This window comes from Rhizobium cerradonense (assembly GCF_030182455.1).
In the GTDB taxonomy this organism is placed as follows: Bacteria; Pseudomonadota; Alphaproteobacteria; order Rhizobiales; family Rhizobiaceae; genus Rhizobium.
Genome location: NZ_JAQJCK010000005.1, coordinates 190,872 through 207,855, shown reverse-complemented (window position 1 = coordinate 207,855; position 16,984 = coordinate 190,872). Strand labels below are relative to the sequence as shown.

Sequence of the window (16,984 nt, the reverse complement as noted above, 5' to 3'; positions counted from 1 at the left end):
GCATATACGTGCTTTTCCGAGAATCCCGATAAGGATGAAGTTAAGAGCGTTGGACCCCGAGTACCCCAGAAATGGTACACAACATCACGTAGTATTGATATCACCCACAACGTACCGCCTTTGGGTTAGGTCACGCACTGCTGTGTTTTTTGATCCCGGAACGCAAGAATATCGCCCTTCCCCTTCCTATTTCTCAATGCGCCAAGATCCGTCCCAGTCGTGGGATGGTGGTTTTGCTTTCAGGTTTTCGATGCGAGCAAGCAGGCCGAGCGATGGTCCGTCATCCGGTATTATCTCCAGCGATGCCTTGAGCGCGCCAAGCGCGTCATCCCATCGACGTTCTCGGTATGCCGTGAGCGCTTCCCGATAGGAGTCCCGTAATGCCATCCGTTCCGGCGTCAGTTCGCCACTGCGTCCAAGCACCTCAAAAATGACCTCCGGACGAGTTTGGCCAGCGACGACGATCCGATCGATCTCCCGAAACTCGAGTGCGGTAGCCGCCGCAGCGATTGTTTTCTCGCTGACCAGATTGCGGGTGCCGTAAACCTTATTTGCGCCTTCCAGGCGGGAGGCGAGATTTACCGCGTCACCCATCACCGTGTAACTCATCATGATGTCAGAGCCGATGCTTCCGACCAATGCTTCACCCGTCGCGACGCCTATCCGCAAATCGCATTTCTCGATCGGCGTGCCGCGAACGCCGAGCAAGTCGGGGATTTCCCGCCGTAGCGTCTCAATACGGTCAATCATGTCCAGAGTGGCCAGACATGCCAGCCGCGCGTGATCTGTCTCGTCCACGAACGGAGGGCCCCAATAGGCCATGATGCCGTCGCCTATATATTTGTCGATGATCCCGCGGTTGGTCCGGATAGGCTCGGACATGAGGGAAAAATAGCGGTTCATAACCTTGACCAGACCTTGCGGCATCAAGCCTTCGCTCAGGCTCGTAAATCCCCTGAGATCGCAGAACAGGACCGTCATCAACCGACGCTGACCTTCGGCCGCGGTCAAGTTTGGGCGATCGATGAGACCTTCCACGACGCGGGGATCGATGTATTTGCCAAACGTTTCCCTGACGCGCTGGTTGTCGCGCAACTGAACGACCATTCGATTGAACGCAGCCGCCAGCTCTCCGATTTCGTCGCGCGTCGTTACAGCGATAGGTTGATCGAGATGGCCGGCCTCGACGGCACGCGTTCCCTCCAGCAGCCCCCGAACCGAGCGAATGATGCCACCGCTGACAAGGTTGGCGAAGATCAATCCGAGGACGGCGGCAAGCAGCGTGGCGATTGCAGAGATCAGGACTGCTTGAGACTGCTCTTTCCTGATCGTTGCGATGGCGCCATGGCTCACTTCCAGCATCTCCTGACGGAGGGTGTCGATCCTTTGATCGAGTTCGTCCCGGAGTGCGTCGACGCGCGGAAGGCGATCTCTCACGCCGGCAAAGTCCCGCGCATCGAGGAATGAAAGCAGTTCCCCTGTCTCCTTGCGCAGCAGACTGCGGCCATCACTCAACAGACTATCGATCCGGCTATCGACGCGCGCCAGTGCCGCGTTATCCGAGGGCGTATTCGTATCTGAGATGACCGCATTGATGAGGCTGCGCGTAGCCTGCGCCTCGCGGTCGACTTCAGCGCCCTTAGCGTCGTACATCTCCTTGCGAGCTTTATATCCGATCTCGTCAGGTGGATCCTGCATCTTTGCGATCACCATGCGACGCAGCGCCAGCGCTCTTTCAAGCGACAGAACATGGATCCGCATCAGATGCTCGTTGGCAGGATTATACCTTTCCGTCAGCTCATCGAGCAGATGGCCGAGCCGCCCAACCATCACCATCGACAGTACAGAAGTCGCCATCATCAGGACGATCAAGCCGGCAGCGATCGCGACGATCCGCCTTCGGATCGACTGCTTGATCATCGAGCCGGAAATTTTTCTCAGGTTCTGAACAAGGAGAGAATTTGAAATGTTTATTCCCCCGCACGCGCATTCAATCGCACCTGGATTGTCGTAGCACAAAGCCGCTTTTCGTTGAAGATTAACCAGGAGGAGTAGCTTCGCGCCGGGTTCGACAAACGAAGCGATTAGGCCAAGGGGCGGCGATATTTTGTGGAGCCGTGAGGTCGATGGCGGCAGGTTTATGGCGACAATTTGCCAGCGGCGCCATTCTGCTCTTTTCGTCGAGGCTAAAGCCGGCATAGGTTGGCCGGATCAAAATTCAGAGAAGGCTGGAGCCCCATGGCAACGCATCATTTTACTCCGACGGCCTATCACAACGTCATTGGGTCTCTTCCCCCGGCTTTGCGCATCGCCGACGGAGACACTGTCGTTACGCAAACGCTCGATGCCGCCGGCTACGACAAGGAAGGCGTCCAGCGGGCCCCCGGCCCGAACCCGATGAATGGTCCGATTTTTGTCGAAGGCGCGGAACGGGGCGATTCATTGAAGGTCGAAATCCTCAGCATGGTGCCGACACGCGACACAGGTTTCACCCGAAGCGTCGTTGCGGGCAATGTCGTCGACCCGGAAGACGTACGGACGCTGCCGCTGGGCGAAAAGGTCATCTGGCAGATCGATCGTCAGGCATTGGCGGCCTGGCTTGCGGAGCCGGTCACGGGTCTTGAGTCTTTCGTGTTGCCGCTATCGCCGATGATTGGCTGCTTCGGTGTCGCCCCCTCGCTCGGCCAGGCCATATCCACCGCCACCAGCGGCGAATTCGGTGGCAATATGGACTACCGGCTGCTCGGACCGGGCACGACGATCTGGTTTCCCGTCTCTGCACCGGGCGCCCTCTTCTTCCTTGGCGATTGTCACGCCGTACAAGGCGACGGCGAGATCGTCGGAACCGGCATCGAGACCACCTTCGAAGTGACGGTGCGGCTCAGCGTCGAAAAGAAAAAGATCGTCTGGCCGCGTGGCGAAACGGCAGACGACATTTTCACCGTCGGCAATGCCCGACCGCTCGACCAGGCGCTGCAGCATGCAACCAGCGAAATGCTTAGGTGGCTGACCTCCGACTACGGCCTCAACAAGACCGCCGCCAGTCATTTGCTTGGCCAAGTCGTGCGTTATGATGTCGGCAATGTTTTCGATCCGGCCTATACGATGGCCTGCCGCGTCTCCAAGGCTTGGCTGTCGCGGCGATAAGCTTTCGGGCGGTCAACTCGCGTCCAGCGATTGATCCCGCCTTTGGCGGGATACGTTCATCTCCTGCCGCTCCTGTGCCATGCTGCTGACAGCGGCGCGTAGGCTCGGATGACGGGACATGAAGAGATTGAAGTCGCGGCGTTCCAGAACCAGGAATTGGCAGAAATCGACCGCCACCACATCGGCGGTGCGGCGTGCGCCGGTTAACACCGCCATTTCGCCGAAGAAGGAACCGGCGCCGAGCGGAATCTCGTTGTCTTCGAGCTGCACCTCGACCGCGCCGGACGCAATGAAATACATGCTGTCGCCCCGGTCACCGGTGCGGATGACGCGATCGCCCGGCGAGGCGGACCTTGGCCGGAAAAGCAGCAGAAGCTCCTCCTGGGCGCTTTCGTCGAGCTCGGCGAACATCGGAAACGTCTCGAGCAACTGCTCGATCTCCAGGTGATGCTGACGGTCCCTCTCCTCGCGCTCTTGGCTGATAATAGCCAGCTCGCGGCAGAGGCGATCGTGCTTTGCCGAACCATAGCCGGCCATGCGCACCGGCCACCGGGAAAAGGCCGATTTTTCCAGCTTCTCCACGGCAAGGAAAACCAGCGGGTTGATCGTGATCGACAGAATGGCACCGGCAAGGATCAGATCCTGCCCTTCGCGCGGCAGCAGACCCAAGGAGACGCCGAGACCGGCCAGGATGAAGGAAAACTCGCCGATCTGAGCAAGTCCTGCCGAAACGGCAAAACCCATGCTGGCGGGATAACGCAGCAGCAACACGACGCAGAAAGCAATCAGCGACTTGCCGACAATGATAAGGGCGAGCACTCCGAGGACCATCAGCGGTTCGCGCACCACCACCGACGGATCGAAGAGCATGCCGACGGAAACGAAGAACAATACTGAAAAGGCATTCTGCAACGGCAGTGAATCGGCCGCCGCTCGATGGCTGAGATGGGACTCGCTCATGATCAGACCGGCGAAGAAGGCGCCGAGCGCGAAGGAAACGCCGAATATCTCCGCCGCCCCGAAGGCGATGCCGAGCGCGATGGCAAGAACGGAAAGCGTGAAGAGCTCGCGTGAACCGGTCCGCGCGACGGAGGTCAGCAGCCAGGGAACGATCTTTGGGCCGATGAAGATCGCGACGGCGGCAAAAGCCGCCACCTTGACGAGGGTAATGCCTATGGTCAGCCAGATCGGGCCGCTGCTTGCGTGCGTGCCCACACCGGCGTGGCCGCCAAGAACGCCGGCAAAGGCCGGCAACAGGACGAGCGCCAGCACCATCGCCAAATCCTCGACGATCAGCCAGCCGACGGCGACGCGGCCATTGGCGGAGCTGACCAGATTGCGCTCTTCCAACGCCTTCAGCAGCACAACGGTACTGGCAACGGCAAGGCTCAAACCGAAGACCAGGCCGGCTCCGAGGTCCCACCCCCACAGCGAGGTCAGGCCAATTCCCAAGAGGGTCGCGATGGCGATCTGGCCGATGGCGCCGGGAATCGCAACCCCGCGCACCGCGAGCAGATCAGCCGCCGAAAAGTGCAGGCCGACGCCGAACATCAAGAGGATGACGCCGATTTCGGCGAGCTGCGACGCCAGAGCGGTATCAGCAACAAAACCCGGCGTCGACGAGCCGATCATCACACCGGCCACGAGATAGCCGACCAGCGGTGGCAGATGCAGCCGGTCGGCGAGATAGCCGAAAATGGCCGCAAACACGAAACCGGCGGCAATCAGTGCTATCAATGCGACGTCGTGCGGCACGGCGGCCCTTCCCGTTTTGCGGCGTTTACCGCCTCGTTCCCTCTGTTCGATACTACGCTAGCACCGCTTTTGCGGGAACGTCTACCGGTTCGGGCATGATCGCGAAAGGGCAGATGGTGTTTTCAGACAGGATCATGCTGCGCAAAAGACAAACCCGCCGCGCCATTTATATGACGCGGCGGCCAACAGCAGGTGCTTACTGATCCAGGACGATCTGCAGCTTGACGTCGCTCGGCCGTGCTTCCACGGCTCGGTCGAAGGCTTCGATCGACTGTTCGAATTTGAAGGTTTCGGAGATCAGCGGCTTTAGATCGACACGGCCGGACGCGATCAGCGCGATGGAGCGCTCATATTGATGCGCGTAACGGAAGACGGTCTCGAGGCGGATTTCCTTCGTCGATGCCGTGGAGATATCGAGACCGACCGGGGCAACCGGCAGACCGACCGCGACGATAACCCCGCCCGGACGCGGCAGTTCCATCACCGTTTCCCAGGCCTTCGGCGAGCCGGAGCACTCGAACACGACATCGGCGCCCCAGCCGTCCGTCAGGCGCCTGACCTCTTCGACCAGGTTCTTCTCGCGGATATTGACCGGGATGACGCCCTGATATTGGGTGGCGATATCGAGCTTCGGCTGGGCAAGGTCGGCAACGATGGCGCGAGCGCAACCGCCGGCAAGTGCGGCGATCGCAACCATGGTGCCGATCGGGCCGGCGCCGAGCACGACGGCGGTATCGCCGGGCGTGATCTTCGCCTTCGTGGCCGCCTGCATGCCCACTGCGAAAGGCTCGACCATCGCGCCTTCGGCGAAGCTGACATTGTCCGGCAGCTTGAAGGTATAATTGGCCGGATGCACGACGAAGGGCGTCAGCACGCCATGGATCGGCGGCGTCGCCCAGAAGGTGACAGCCGGATCGACGTTATACATACCGAGCCGGCTGGCTTTGGAATTGGGATCGGGAATACCGGGTTCCATGCAGACGCGGTCACCGACCTTCAGATGCGCGACGCCGGCGCCGACTTCGACGACCGTGCCGGCCGCCTCATGGCCGAGTACCATCGGCGCATTCACGACGAACGGACCGATGCGCCCGTGCGTATAATAATGCACATCCGATCCACAGACGCCGACCGTATGAATCTTGATCTTCACCTCACCCTGCCCGACCTCTTGCGGCAGGTCGATATCGCGTAACGCCAGCTCATGCTGGCGCTCCAGTACCAGGGCACGCATCTTGCTCATCACGTCATTCCTCTGTTCGGAAACAATCTCCCATCCCCGCACAGCCGCAAGGACATCCTCAACCGTTATATAGCCATGACCATGGTCACAAAACGACCTTTCTGCGAAGCAAGAGGCAGATAGATACCGCTCCATACGGAGCGAACCCCTCGCCAATCCAATGCATTAGGCGGCACTTGTTAAAGGTCATTCTATTATTCGTATTGACTAGAGGTTGATTTTGTTGCCTTTTAGCGCGCACGGAACGGGGAGACATGTAAAATGGTATATGACTGGACCGGTCAGCGCACGCGCCGCTTAAAAATGTTGCGTGCCGCAAGCATAGCAGTGCTTCTTCTCCTTTTGATCGCCGTGCCCACTCTTCTCTTGCGCTATAACCTTATCAACTATCATTTTTGAGCCGCCGGGCGGCTGCGACCCACCCTGCATACTCCTGCCGAAGGCGACCGTTCAGGCCGCCTTTTTCGCGTTCGGCTTCGGCTTGCGCGAGACATTGTCGCCGGCCTTGGCATCGAGCGGCAGGCAGTCCAGAACTGCAAGCAGCGCAATGATGCCGAGCATGATGAAAGCCAGGCGAAATTCGATTGCTGCGATCCCGCCTACCCCGAGCGGCGTGCTGACCGCCTGGCCAATACGGATGCCGATGGCACCGACGGCGATCCCCATACCCGTGGTCACCTGAAAGGCCGTGCTGAACAGCGTGTTCGCGCCCGTCATCTGCTGCGGCGGGATATCGGCAAAGGCAATGGTGTTCAGCGCCGTGAAATGCATCGACCGGCACATGCCGCCGATGAACAGCACAGGGATGATGAACCAGAGCGGCGTATCGGCCGAAAACAGCGCGCAGGCAGCGATGAAGATCGCATTGAGGATGCCGTTGACCACCAGCACCGGCTTAAAGCCAAAGCGCCGAAGGATCGGCGTCGTGCCCGGCTTCATCGCCAGATTGCCGGCAAAGACCGCCAAGGTCAGCATGCCGGCGTGAAAGGCGCTGAGCCCGAAACCGACTTGGAACATGAGCGGCAGCAGGAAAGGCACGGCGCCGATGGCGATACGAAACAGCGAGCCGCCGGAGATGGTGATGGCGAATGTCGGCGATTTCAGTCCGGCAAGATCGATCAGGGGATGATTGGTTCGCAGAAAATGGAAGGTGGCGCCTGCGAGCAACGCGAAACCAACGCCGACATAACCCCATGCTTCCAGCCACACCAGATCGGGACGGCCGATCAGCTCAAGCCCGTACATCAGGCTCGCCAGGCCGAAACCGCTGACGACAAAGCCTGTCCAATCGAAGGGTGGTCGCGCGGAATTCTTGGTCTCCGGGATCAGCATGAGGGCAAAGATGAACGCCAAGATACCGAGCGGCAGATTGAGGAAGAAGATCCAGCGCCAGCTCGCATGATCGGTGATGAAACCGCCGAGCGGCGGCCCGAGAATGGGTGCCACGAGCGCCGGCCAGGTGATCGTCGCGATTGCCGAGATCAACTGATCCTTCGGCGTATTGTTGAGAACCAAGAGGCGGCCGACCGGCACCATCATTGCGCCGCCAATGCCTTGCAGGATGCGCATGGCGACAAAAGAGCCGACACCATTGGCAAAGCCGCAGAAAACGGAAGCCAAGGTGAAGATGACGACCGCGGTGGTGAAAACCAGGCGAGCGCCGAACCGATCGCTGATCCAGCCACTGATCGGAATGAAGACGCCGAGTGTCAGCAGATAGGCGCTCATGCCGATATTGAGATCGACAGGACGGGCATCGAAGGAAGCGGCCATCTGCGGCAAGGCGGTGGCAATGACGGTGCCATCCAGGTTTTCCATGAAAAACGCGCCAGCCACGAGCAGCGCAATCTTAAGCGGCCGTGAGCTGGAAGCTTGCGCCACCTCCCCCCGTTGGCGCGTGGACATATCAGTCATTCACAAAATGCTCCGAATCCGCTTTTCAACCTCGTCATTTAAGCGGTTCGGAATCGTTTTCGATAGCCTGAAATCGTCCTACCATTCGACAGAATGATCACGTTTCATTCAACGGCCTGATCAGAATTTGATCATGATCCGCGCCTCTTCAATTCGACCGCGCTACATTGAACGCCGCGCCCAGGAGCCGTCGATCCGGCGCTAGTAGGCATGCGCACGCAAGACATGGTAGAGTCACCCCGTCGAGATATGGCGCAATGAGAACGGCCGAATCGGCATCGAGCAACTATGGAACCGCTGCGAGCAAACCGAAAATATCAGCACGAAGCCCCAAAAGGGGCCGTCATAAGCTGAAGATTTTCTCGTATCGGCTCTTCAACAGGAATGAGAGTCCCGGATAATGAAATACGGCATTGGCGCAACGACTGCCTCTCGGGTGAGCCCGGAAACGAAACTGATCGTGTCGCAGTCGCCATTCGATGCCTATGTGCGCAAGTACGGCACGATCCCGCGGCGGGGCGTCTTCGGCTATTTCGTGCATGAACTCGGCCGCCGCATCGTCGGCGGCGACTATCCCGTCGGCTCGACGCTTCCGAACGAACCGGAACTCGTGGAGCAGTTCGGCATCAGCCGCACCGTGATCCGCGAAGCGATGAAATGCCTTGCCGGCAAGGGGCTGGTGGAGATCAAGACCCGTGTCGGCACGCGCGTCAAGGATCGCTCCAACTGGCATCATCTCGATACCGACGTCATGGTCTGGTACTACGAGACCGGCCCTTCGGTGGAGATCATGCGCTCGATCAAGGATCTCCGGCGGGTGCTGGAGCCGGAAGCCACCGCGCGAGCCGCTGCGCGCGGCACCGCCGACGATCTCGCCGCCATCGCCTCTGCCTATGACGACATGGTTTCCACCATTGGCGACGTCAACACCAATGCCGATGCCGACCTGCGCTTCCACACCGCGATCTTTGCCGCGACCCGCAACATGATCTACGCGCAGCTCATCGATTTGATCGCCGTTGCGATCTACGCCAACCGAGCGCTTTCGAGCCATGACGAAGTGGCGGAAGGCCAGAAACGTTCCCTGCCCTATCACAAAGACGTCCTGGACGCGATCATTGCCCGCGATCCCGATGCGGCGCTCAAGGCCTCACATCGCCTGCTCGACGCCTGGCGCATCGATCGCTACGATTTCTGAGGCGGCAAAGACGGCCGTTGATTGTTTCCACAGCGCCGGAAGATCATCACGCAAGAGATTGTAATAACGATATAAACCCGACGGAGTGCATCGCATTCCGCCGGGCTTTGCGCAATATTTCAAATATGATGAGCTCAGTGCGTCATTGCTTCCTGCGCATCCGTCTTCGGTACTTGCCGGCGGCCGGCATCATGCGCCACCGGGATGAGCCAGGTGGTCGCAAAGGTCAGGATCGCGACGACGACAACGCCCCAGAAGCTCCAATGCAGGGCCGCATCGAAGACGCCGCGGATTGCCGGATCACTGGCGAGATCAGAAAGGCCGGTCGGCTGGTTCAGGACGCCATGCAGCTTGGCGGCCAGATCGCCGCTGCCGAAGTGGACGATGCCGATATTGAGCACGGCGCCCAAGGCGGTCGCGCCGAGCGTATTGCCGAGGCTGCGTGAAAAGATGATCGACGCCGTGGCGCTACCGCGCATCGACCATTCCACACTCTCCTGCACGAGCACGATACTGGTGAGGCTGATGAGACCCATGCCGAAACCCATCAGGAAGGAGCCGATACCGGCCAGAACCGGGCTGCTCTCCGGCGTCAGGAACAGGAGGAAGGCCGCGCCGAAGGGGAACATAAAGCTGCCGACGCGCAGCGTCCTGCGAATGCCGAACGCGCGGAAGAAGCGGCTCGATAGCATCACCGCCAGCGGCCAGCCGACAATCAGCATCGTCAGCGTGAAGCCTGCCACCAGCGGCGAACGGCCGAGCACACCCTGTACGTAGATCGGCAGAATAGTCGTCAGCCCGATCAGCGCCATGCCGGCCAGAAGCGTCGCCGCATTGCTGGTCGCCACTAGCCGCCGGCCCCAGAGCTCGATCGAGATGATCGGCTCCGGCGCGCGCCGCTCTTGCAGGAGGAACAGCACGCCGGTGACGACGAAGACGAGCGCGAGCGTGCCTAGAATGCCGAATCCGGAGTCGGTCTCGGTGAGGATCACCAGCAATGAGATGATCGATATCGAAAACAGGATCGTGCCGAGATAGTCGATCTTCGCCTCGCGCGGCGTGATCTGCTCATGCAGGAAAAGGGTGAAGCCGATGATGGTCAGCACACCGACCGGCAGGTTGATCCAGAAAATCCAGGCCCACGAGAAATTATCGACGATGATGCCGCCGGCAAGCGGGCCGATGACGGCCGACACCGCCCAGACACTGGCGAGCACGCCCTGCACCTTGGCGCGCTCCTCCAGCTTATAGAGATCGCCGACCACGGTCATCGTCACCGGCTGGATGGCACCGGCACCAAGGCCCTGCAGCAGTCGGAAGGCAATCAGCGAAGCCATCGACCAGGCCAAGCCGGCGAGCGCCGAACCGACGAGGAAAATGAGGATACCGCCGATCAGGATCGGCTTGCGGCCAAAAATATCCGACAGCTTGCCATAGATCACCGTCGTCGTGGACTGTGCCAGGAGGAAGGCGGAGAAAACCCAGCTATAATAGGTAAAGCCACCGAGCTGACCGACGATGCGGGGCATGGCGGTGGCAACGATCGTCGCCTCGACCGCGACCATGAAAGTCGCGAGCATGATCGAGACAATGACCAGCGGACGTCTTGAACGATCGGCCGTACTGGACATGACATTCCTTTCTGACTGTTCCGCCCGGCAGCAAACGCACGCGAACCGTCAAAGACGGCCATGGGCGAACGATAAATTTTGGAATCGACGTCGAAGGATTAAACAACTGCAGGGGCGTCGGCCTGCTGAAACATTATAGTAAGCTTTGCATACTTATACCAGCATGTGTCAATCGTTTGACAAAGGGCATGCCTTGTTCGCCGATTGGCTCATCTTGGCGGCCGTGACGCCGCAATTCGCGTGTCACCATACGCCATCATGCAATGCCGTCGCCTCTTCGCAAAGCATCGGCCCGACAACCTCGACTTTACGCTGGCCCGCTTCGAAGACCACGCGACAGGGCAGATCAAGTGTCGGATTTTCGGGATGATTGCCGATAATCGCCTTCAACCGGCTTTCACTGAGACCATAGACGACACGGCCGACGCCAGCCCAATAGGCGGCGCCGGCGCACATGGCACAGGGTTCCGCGGAGGTATACATCGTGCATTGCACGAGGAAACCCGGCGAATATTGCTGCGAAGCCCGTGTCATCAGTACGCGCTCGGCATGGCCGGTCATATCCTGCGTCGGATTGAAAGCGTTTTCCTGCTCCATCAGCACCGTTCCGTCTGGGCCGACGAGAATGGCGCCGAAAGGATGATTGCCGTTAGTTCGCGCCCGCGACGCGACCTCGAAGGATCGGCGCAAAAAGACTTCGTCGTCGAGAGGTGCGGTCATAGGTCCGGGCCTTGCGATGAAACAGGATATCAGCAGCTTGCGCGTTGCTAACCTGGCTGACAAGTCGCTATTTCGTGGCATAGCAGGAAACGCGCTGCCCTTAGGTGGCGGCGATCACGCTCTTCGGTTCGAGATAGGCCTCCAAGCCAAAGACGCCGTATTCGCGACCGATGCCGGATTGCTTGAAGCCGCCGAAGGGCGCCATGGGCTCATTGTGAAATCCATTGATCATCACTCGCCCTGCCACGATGCGCGAGGCGGCCGCGCGGGCGTGCTCGGGGTCGGACGAAATCACATAGGCCTGCAGCCCGTAGACGGTATCGTTGGCGATGGAGATCGCTTCCTCTTCCCTCCTGTAGGTGAGAACGCAGAGGACCGGCCCGAAGATTTCCTCGCGGGCGATCGTCATGTCGTTGGTGACGTCGGTGAAAACGGTCGGCTTGACGAAATAGCCACTTTCCAGACCGTCCGGCCGCCCCTCGCCGCCGACGAGGACCGCTGCGCCGTCCCGAATTCCCAACTGGATGTAGTGCTGCACGCGCTCATATTGCTTTTGGCTCACCATCGGGCCGATTGCGGTTGCGGGATCACGGGGATCGCCGACCTTGATGTTCTCGACCGCAGCCTTGAGCATTGCATTGAATTCCGCCGCACGCGATTCCGGCACAAGCACACGCGTGCCGGCAATACAGGCCTGGCCGCTATTGGCAAAACCGGCGGCGATGACATGCGGGATGGCCTCGGCAAAATCAGCGTCATCGAGAACCACCGTCGGCGACTTGCCGCCAAGCTCCAGCGTCACCCGCTTCATGGTTTCAGCCCCTACACGCAGGATCGCCTTGCCGACGGCGGTTGAGCCGGTGAAGGAAATCTTGGCGATGTCGGGATGGCTGCTCAATTCGGCGCCGACCACATCGCCGCGGCCGTTGACGATGTTGAACACGCCGGCCGGCAAGCCGGCATCGTGCAGGCACTCCGTCAGGATTTGCGTCTGCAAGGCGCTCATTTCACTCGGCTTGATGACGGCGGTGCAGCCGGCGGCAATCGCGGTCGCGAGCTTGTTGCAGATGAAGCCGTAATCGTTGTTCCAGGGCGTGATGAGGCCGACAACGCCGAGCGGCTCCATGACTACCTCTGCCGATCCGATCCGCCGCGTGAATTCATAATGCTCGAGCGTTTTCGCGGCATTGAGAAAACAATCTGCCGCATAACGCGTTGCCCAGGCAGCGCGGGAAACCGGGGCGCCATATTCCTCGATCGTCGCCTCCGTCAGAGCTTCAGCCTTTGCGAGAACGGAATCGTGCAGCCGGGTCAGCAAGGCGATGCGCTCTTCCTTGCTTGTCTGTGAAAACGACGGAAAGGCCCGCTTGGCGGCAGCGATGGCGCGGCGCGCATCCTCGACGTCGCCGAGCCGGACCTTGCCGATGACTTCGCCCTTTGCCGGATTGAAGAGATCGAAAAGCTCCTCCCCGTGCGGCGCAACGAAACTGCCGTCGATGTAAATCTTGTCGATGATCCTCATGATGATCTCCTTCTCCGCGATGCGGTTTTTGTGGCTATTTCCGATATAAGCCGATAGGTTTGCATCAATAAGCGGGACAAAGCGTCATGAAGTGGTGCGGAAATCGGGATAATGCATAAGTCCGGATTGATCGAACTCGAAGCCATCATCGCGGTCGCCCGGCGCGGCAGTTTCCGAGCCGCAGCGGTGGAGCTCGGCATGTCGCCGACGGCGCTGAGCCATGCCGTCGCCGGATTGGAAACCCGGCTTGGTGTGCGCCTGTTCAACCGGACGACGCGCAGCGTGTCGCTTTCAGCCGCCGGCGAGCAGTTTGTCGCCACGGTCGCACCGGCGCTTTCGGACATCCACGGCGCCATGGAAGCGGCAAACAGCCACCGTGACACGCCGGCCGGTATCCTGCGCATCAACAGCTCGGTCGGTGCAGCACGCCAGATCCTGACGCCGATCGTTCTTGAATATCTCAAACGCTATCCGGACATGCGTCTCGATCTGGTGACCGAGGGCCGAATGATCGATATCGTCGTCGTTGGCTTCGATGCCGGCATCCGTACGATGGATACCGTTCCGAAAGACATGATCGCCGTGCCCTTCGGCCCGCCATTGCGCTATGCCGTGGTCGGATCTCCCGCCTATTTCGAAACGCACCCACAGCCCGGCAAGCCACAGGATCTGATGCAGCATCGCTGCGTCCGTGCCCGGTTGCCGAGCGGCGCGCTCTATCGCTGGGAATTCGAAAAACAAGGCGAAGTGCTGACCCTCGATGTTCCCGGTTCCCTCACTCTCGACGAGCCGACATTGATCCTGGAAGCGGCCCGCGAGGGTGCAGGCCTGGCATATCTTTCGGAATGGTCCACCGCTGCCGATATCGCTGCGGGACGATTGGTGCGCGTCCTGGAGGACTGGGCGCCTGCTCTGCCCGGCCTCTGCCTCTATTATCCCAGCCGCCGGCTCCTGCCGGCCGGGCTGCGGGCGCTCGTCGATTTGATCCACGAGGTCGGCCGGCATCGCTGACTGCCGAAAGTGGCGCGCTTGCCAGCAACGCGCTCAAGCTGTTCCCTGCAAGTCCGAGCAATGGACTTAAGCCATTTTTGTGATTTATTGCGATTAATTTGTTCAATTGCTAAACTTATTTTCAAGCCAAAATAATCGGCAAATACCCAGGCGGAACATCGAATTGCTCACCTCTTCGCAGCGACAGCTCCTGCGTGTCATCAGCGAATCCGGCCCGCTCAGCCGGACGGTTCTTGCCGCATCGATGGGGCTCAGCAAGGCAGCGATGAGCGGGATTGCCCGCGATCTGATCACGCTTGGCGTCCTGCATGAAACCGAAACGGTCTATGGCCAGGGCCGGCCGTCGATATTGCTTGATCTGCATCCTCAAGGCGCGTTCTTCGTCGGCATTTCACTGCTTGAGGATCCGGCGCCGATGGTCCTCAGCGATCTCAACGGTAAGATTATTGCCCGCGAGAATATGCCCTTGTCGCGCGATCCGGAGGTCATAGCGAGGCTGATCGCCGATGCGCTTCCGAAACTGCTCGCCGGGCGGCCTGATGTGGCAGCCAAACTATCGGGGCTTGGCGTGGCGCTCTCCGGGTTTGTTGACGAGAAGCAAGCCAATTGCGTGCAATCTACCCTGCTTGGCTGGCAGGACGTGCCGCTTGCTAAGATCATCCGACAGAAGACCGGCATCGAGACCTTCATTGAAAACGACGCCAAGGCGATAGCCGTCAGCGAAAAGCTTTTCGGCACTGCCCGCGACATCCGGAATTTTAGCGTCGTCTCGTTGGGAGACGGCGTCGGATGTGCCCATTTCATCCGAGGCAAGCTCTATCGTGGCAATCACGGCGGCGCCGGTGAGATCGCCCATTGCACCATCGAGCCCAACGGCTCGCCCTGCCGCTGCGGCAAGCGCGGCTGCCTCGACACCGTGGCCTCGATAAACGCGATCAAGGAAATGTCGAAGGCGGAAGGCCTTTCCTGTACATCGCTCACCGAGCTGGAGGAGGAGGCATCGGCTGGCAATGCCGTCGCCATCCGCATCCTACACCGGGCCGGCGGCGCCCTTGGCCTGGCGATCGCTCATCTCATCCAGTTCAACGATCCCGGCATGATCTTGATCACCCATGTCGAAGGCAATTTCGACGGATTGTTCGGCACCCTCGTGCAGCAAGCGATCGAAGCCAATGTGTTGCCGCGCTATGCCGGGCAGACGCCGATCCGCACCCAACGCGTCAACGGCGACATCTGGGCGCGAGGTGCAGCCAGCATCGCCGCCCACAATTTCCTGATTAGCCCCAACCCGAATTGAGGTTTTCCATGCGTATTGCCGTTGGTGGCATTCATATCGAATGCAGCACGTACAATCCGGTTCTGAACGAAGAAAAGGATTTCCGCGTCGTGCGCGGCGAGGAACTGACGGCCGCACCTTATTTCGCATTTCTCAAAGACTATGACGCCGAGTTCCTGCCGACGATCCACGCCAGGGCCATCGCCGGCGGGCCTGTTGCGCGCCACGCCTATGAAGCCTTCAAGGCGGAATTCCTGGAGCGGCTGAAGCCGCTCTTGCCGCTCGACGGTCTCTACCTTGCCATGCATGGGGCAATGTATGTCGAGGGCATGGAGGATGCGGAGGGCGATTGGATCAGCGCTGCCCGCGAGCTCGTCGGCAACGACTGCATGCTTTCGGCGAGCTACGATCTGCATGGCAATGTCACCCAGCGCATTATCGATGCACTGGACATGTACTCCACCTATCGCACCGCGCCGCATATCGATGTCGAGGAAACCATGCGTCGTGCGGTGACGATGCTCGTTAAAAGCCTGAAGACCGGTGTGAAGCCCGTCCTGCTTTGGGCGCCGATCCCGGTCGTGCTGCCCGGAGAGCGCACCAGTACGGTCGATGAGCCTGCAAAGAGCCTCTATGACTTGCTGCCCGGCATCGATGCCATCGATGGTGTCTGGGATGCCTCCCTGATGGTCGGCTATGTCTGGGCCGACGAGCCCCGCGCCACTGCGGCCGCCATCATGACCGGCACGGACCGCTCCGTTCTCGAACGCGAAGCCAAACGGCTGGCGCAGGCCTATTGGGATGTCCGCAAGGATTTCGTCTTCGGTTGCGAGACCGGCTCGATCGAGGAATGTGTCGCCAGGGCGATCGCCAGCCCGACCGCGCCTGTGGTGCTTGCCGAATCCGGCGACAACCCCACCGGCGGCGGTGTCGGCGACCGCGCCGATGTCCTGGCGGAACTTCTCGCCAAGGGCGCGACCGACGTCGTTTTCGCGGGGATTGCCGACAGAGCGGCAACCGAAGCCTGCTACGCCGCCGGCGTCGGCGCTAGACTCGATCTCACTGTCGGCGCATCGCTGGACACCGAGGGCAGCAAACCGGTGACCGCCCCGTTCACGGTCAAGTTTCTGCTGAATACCGACGATGCCACAGACCGCCAGGCGGTCGTCTCGGTGGGTGGCATCGATCTGGTGCTGTCGGTCAAACGCCGCCCCTATCACAACACTGCCGACTTCACGCGTCTCGGGCTCGATCCGCACCGAGCCAAGATCGTCGTCGTGAAGTCCGGCTATCTCTCGCCGGAACTGGCTCCAATCGCCAATCCGAACCTGATGGCGCTCTCGCCCGGGGTGGTCGATCAGTTCGTCGAGCGGCTGCCGCGGCTGCGCAAGCAGAGGCCCACCTACCCCTTCGACAAGGATTTTACTTTCACGCCCGAGGTGGCGATTTCAGCTCGTTCGGCGAGCCGCCGCTGATTGCTGGGAAGGCCGCGTGCCGCAAAATTATTATGCATCGTAATATATTGCGAAAGAGCTTGACGCCGCGCATGAGTTAACCTTGTATTGAA

General features: G+C 60.1%; 12 protein-coding genes. 5 read left to right on the top strand and 7 right to left on the bottom strand.

Annotated elements, in window-relative coordinates; translation table 11 throughout:
- Positions 1 to 186: 186 nt before the first annotated feature.
- Positions 187 to 1,920: an adenylate/guanylate cyclase domain-containing protein gene (locus PH547_RS14390; RefSeq protein ID WP_260305231.1), complete on the bottom strand. Its 1,734-nt coding sequence runs from the start codon at positions 1,918 to 1,920 to the stop codon at positions 187 to 189.
- A gap of 318 nt (positions 1,921 to 2,238) precedes the next feature.
- On the opposite strand from PH547_RS14390, the gene PH547_RS14385 reads away from it, so the two are divergent.
- Positions 2,239 to 3,147, top strand: a complete 909-nt coding sequence (locus PH547_RS14385) for an acetamidase/formamidase family protein (RefSeq protein ID WP_285168657.1) — start codon at positions 2,239 to 2,241, stop codon at positions 3,145 to 3,147.
- Between the two features lie 12 nt (positions 3,148 to 3,159).
- Here the strand turns inward: PH547_RS14385 and PH547_RS14380 are convergent, their stop codons facing one another.
- The 3 genes from PH547_RS14380 to PH547_RS14370 all read right to left on the bottom strand — a co-directional run bounded on the left by PH547_RS14380 (position 3,160) and on the right by PH547_RS14370 (position 8,059).
- Positions 3,160 to 4,902, bottom strand: coding sequence for a cation:proton antiporter domain-containing protein (locus PH547_RS14380; protein WP_285168656.1), 1,743 nt, complete (start codon positions 4,900 to 4,902; stop codon positions 3,160 to 3,162).
- A gap of 196 nt (positions 4,903 to 5,098) precedes the next feature.
- Positions 5,099 to 6,145 (bottom strand): NAD(P)-dependent alcohol dehydrogenase, encoded by a 1,047-nt coding sequence (locus tag PH547_RS14375; RefSeq protein WP_285168655.1) that lies wholly within the window; start codon positions 6,143 to 6,145, stop codon positions 5,099 to 5,101.
- Between the two features lie 450 nt (positions 6,146 to 6,595).
- Positions 6,596 to 8,059 carry an MFS transporter gene (locus PH547_RS14370; RefSeq protein ID WP_285168654.1) on the bottom strand — a complete coding sequence of 488 codons (1,464 nt, stop codon included), beginning with the start codon at positions 8,057 to 8,059 and terminating at the stop codon, positions 6,596 to 6,598.
- A gap of 400 nt (positions 8,060 to 8,459) precedes the next feature.
- Between PH547_RS14370 and PH547_RS14365 the strand changes: the two genes are divergently transcribed.
- Positions 8,460 to 9,257: a FadR/GntR family transcriptional regulator gene (locus PH547_RS14365; protein ID WP_260305067.1), complete on the top strand. Its 798-nt coding sequence runs from the start codon at positions 8,460 to 8,462 to the stop codon at positions 9,255 to 9,257.
- 134 nt (positions 9,258 to 9,391) lie between these two features.
- On the opposite strand, the gene PH547_RS14360 is transcribed toward PH547_RS14365, so the two are convergent.
- The 3 genes from PH547_RS14360 to PH547_RS14350 form a co-directional block, all read right to left on the bottom strand.
- Positions 9,392 to 10,888 (bottom strand): MDR family MFS transporter, encoded by a 1,497-nt coding sequence (locus PH547_RS14360; RefSeq protein ID WP_283054010.1) that lies wholly within the window; start codon positions 10,886 to 10,888, stop codon positions 9,392 to 9,394.
- A gap of 243 nt (positions 10,889 to 11,131) precedes the next feature.
- The gene (locus PH547_RS14355) at positions 11,132 to 11,608 is read right to left on the bottom strand and encodes a nucleoside deaminase (RefSeq protein ID WP_285168653.1); all 477 of its coding nucleotides are present in this window, start codon (positions 11,606 to 11,608) and stop codon (positions 11,132 to 11,134) included.
- A 100-nt stretch (positions 11,609 to 11,708) separates the two neighbouring features.
- A complete protein-coding gene (locus PH547_RS14350) occupies positions 11,709 to 13,130 on the bottom strand; it encodes an aldehyde dehydrogenase family protein (protein ID WP_285168652.1) in 1,422 nt (473 codons plus the stop codon).
- Between the two features lie 111 nt (positions 13,131 to 13,241).
- Between PH547_RS14350 and PH547_RS14345 the strand changes: the two genes are divergently transcribed.
- The 3 genes from PH547_RS14345 (at position 13,242) to PH547_RS14335 (ending at position 16,892) form a co-directional block, all read left to right on the top strand.
- Positions 13,242 to 14,141: a LysR family transcriptional regulator gene (locus PH547_RS14345; RefSeq protein ID WP_285168651.1), complete on the top strand. Its 900-nt coding sequence runs from the start codon at positions 13,242 to 13,244 to the stop codon at positions 14,139 to 14,141.
- A 163-nt stretch (positions 14,142 to 14,304) separates the two neighbouring features.
- Positions 14,305 to 15,438: an ROK family transcriptional regulator gene (locus PH547_RS14340; protein ID WP_285168650.1), complete on the top strand. Its 1,134-nt coding sequence runs from the start codon at positions 14,305 to 14,307 to the stop codon at positions 15,436 to 15,438.
- 8 nt (positions 15,439 to 15,446) lie between these two features.
- Positions 15,447 to 16,892: a M81 family metallopeptidase gene (locus PH547_RS14335; RefSeq protein ID WP_285168649.1), complete on the top strand. Its 1,446-nt coding sequence runs from the start codon at positions 15,447 to 15,449 to the stop codon at positions 16,890 to 16,892.
- Positions 16,893 to 16,984 lie beyond the last annotated feature (92 nt).

Excerpts from the sequence above, each read along its gene's own strand:
- PH547_RS14355 (WP_285168653.1), bottom strand. The coding sequence starts at position 11,608 with ATGACCGCACCTCTCGACGACGAAGTCTTTTTGCGCCGATCCTTCGAG.
- PH547_RS14360 (WP_283054010.1), bottom strand. The coding sequence starts at position 10,888 with ATGTCCAGTACGGCCGATCGTTCAAGACGTCCGCTGGTCATTGTCTCG.
- PH547_RS14370 (WP_285168654.1), bottom strand. The coding sequence starts at position 8,059 with ATGACTGATATGTCCACGCGCCAACGGGGGGAGGTGGCGCAAGCTTCC.
- PH547_RS14350 (WP_285168652.1), bottom strand. The coding sequence starts at position 13,130 with ATGAGGATCATCGACAAGATTTACATCGACGGCAGTTTCGTTGCGCCG.
- PH547_RS14365 (WP_260305067.1), top strand. The coding sequence starts at position 8,460 with ATGAAATACGGCATTGGCGCAACGACTGCCTCTCGGGTGAGCCCGGAA.
- PH547_RS14390 (WP_260305231.1), bottom strand. The coding sequence starts at position 1,920 with ATGATCAAGCAGTCGATCCGAAGGCGGATCGTCGCGATCGCTGCCGGC.
- PH547_RS14385 (WP_285168657.1), top strand. The coding sequence starts at position 2,239 with ATGGCAACGCATCATTTTACTCCGACGGCCTATCACAACGTCATTGGG.
- PH547_RS14345 (WP_285168651.1), top strand. The coding sequence starts at position 13,242 with ATGCATAAGTCCGGATTGATCGAACTCGAAGCCATCATCGCGGTCGCC.
- PH547_RS14335 (WP_285168649.1), top strand. The coding sequence starts at position 15,447 with ATGCGTATTGCCGTTGGTGGCATTCATATCGAATGCAGCACGTACAAT.
- PH547_RS14375 (WP_285168655.1), bottom strand. The coding sequence starts at position 6,145 with ATGAGCAAGATGCGTGCCCTGGTACTGGAGCGCCAGCATGAGCTGGCG.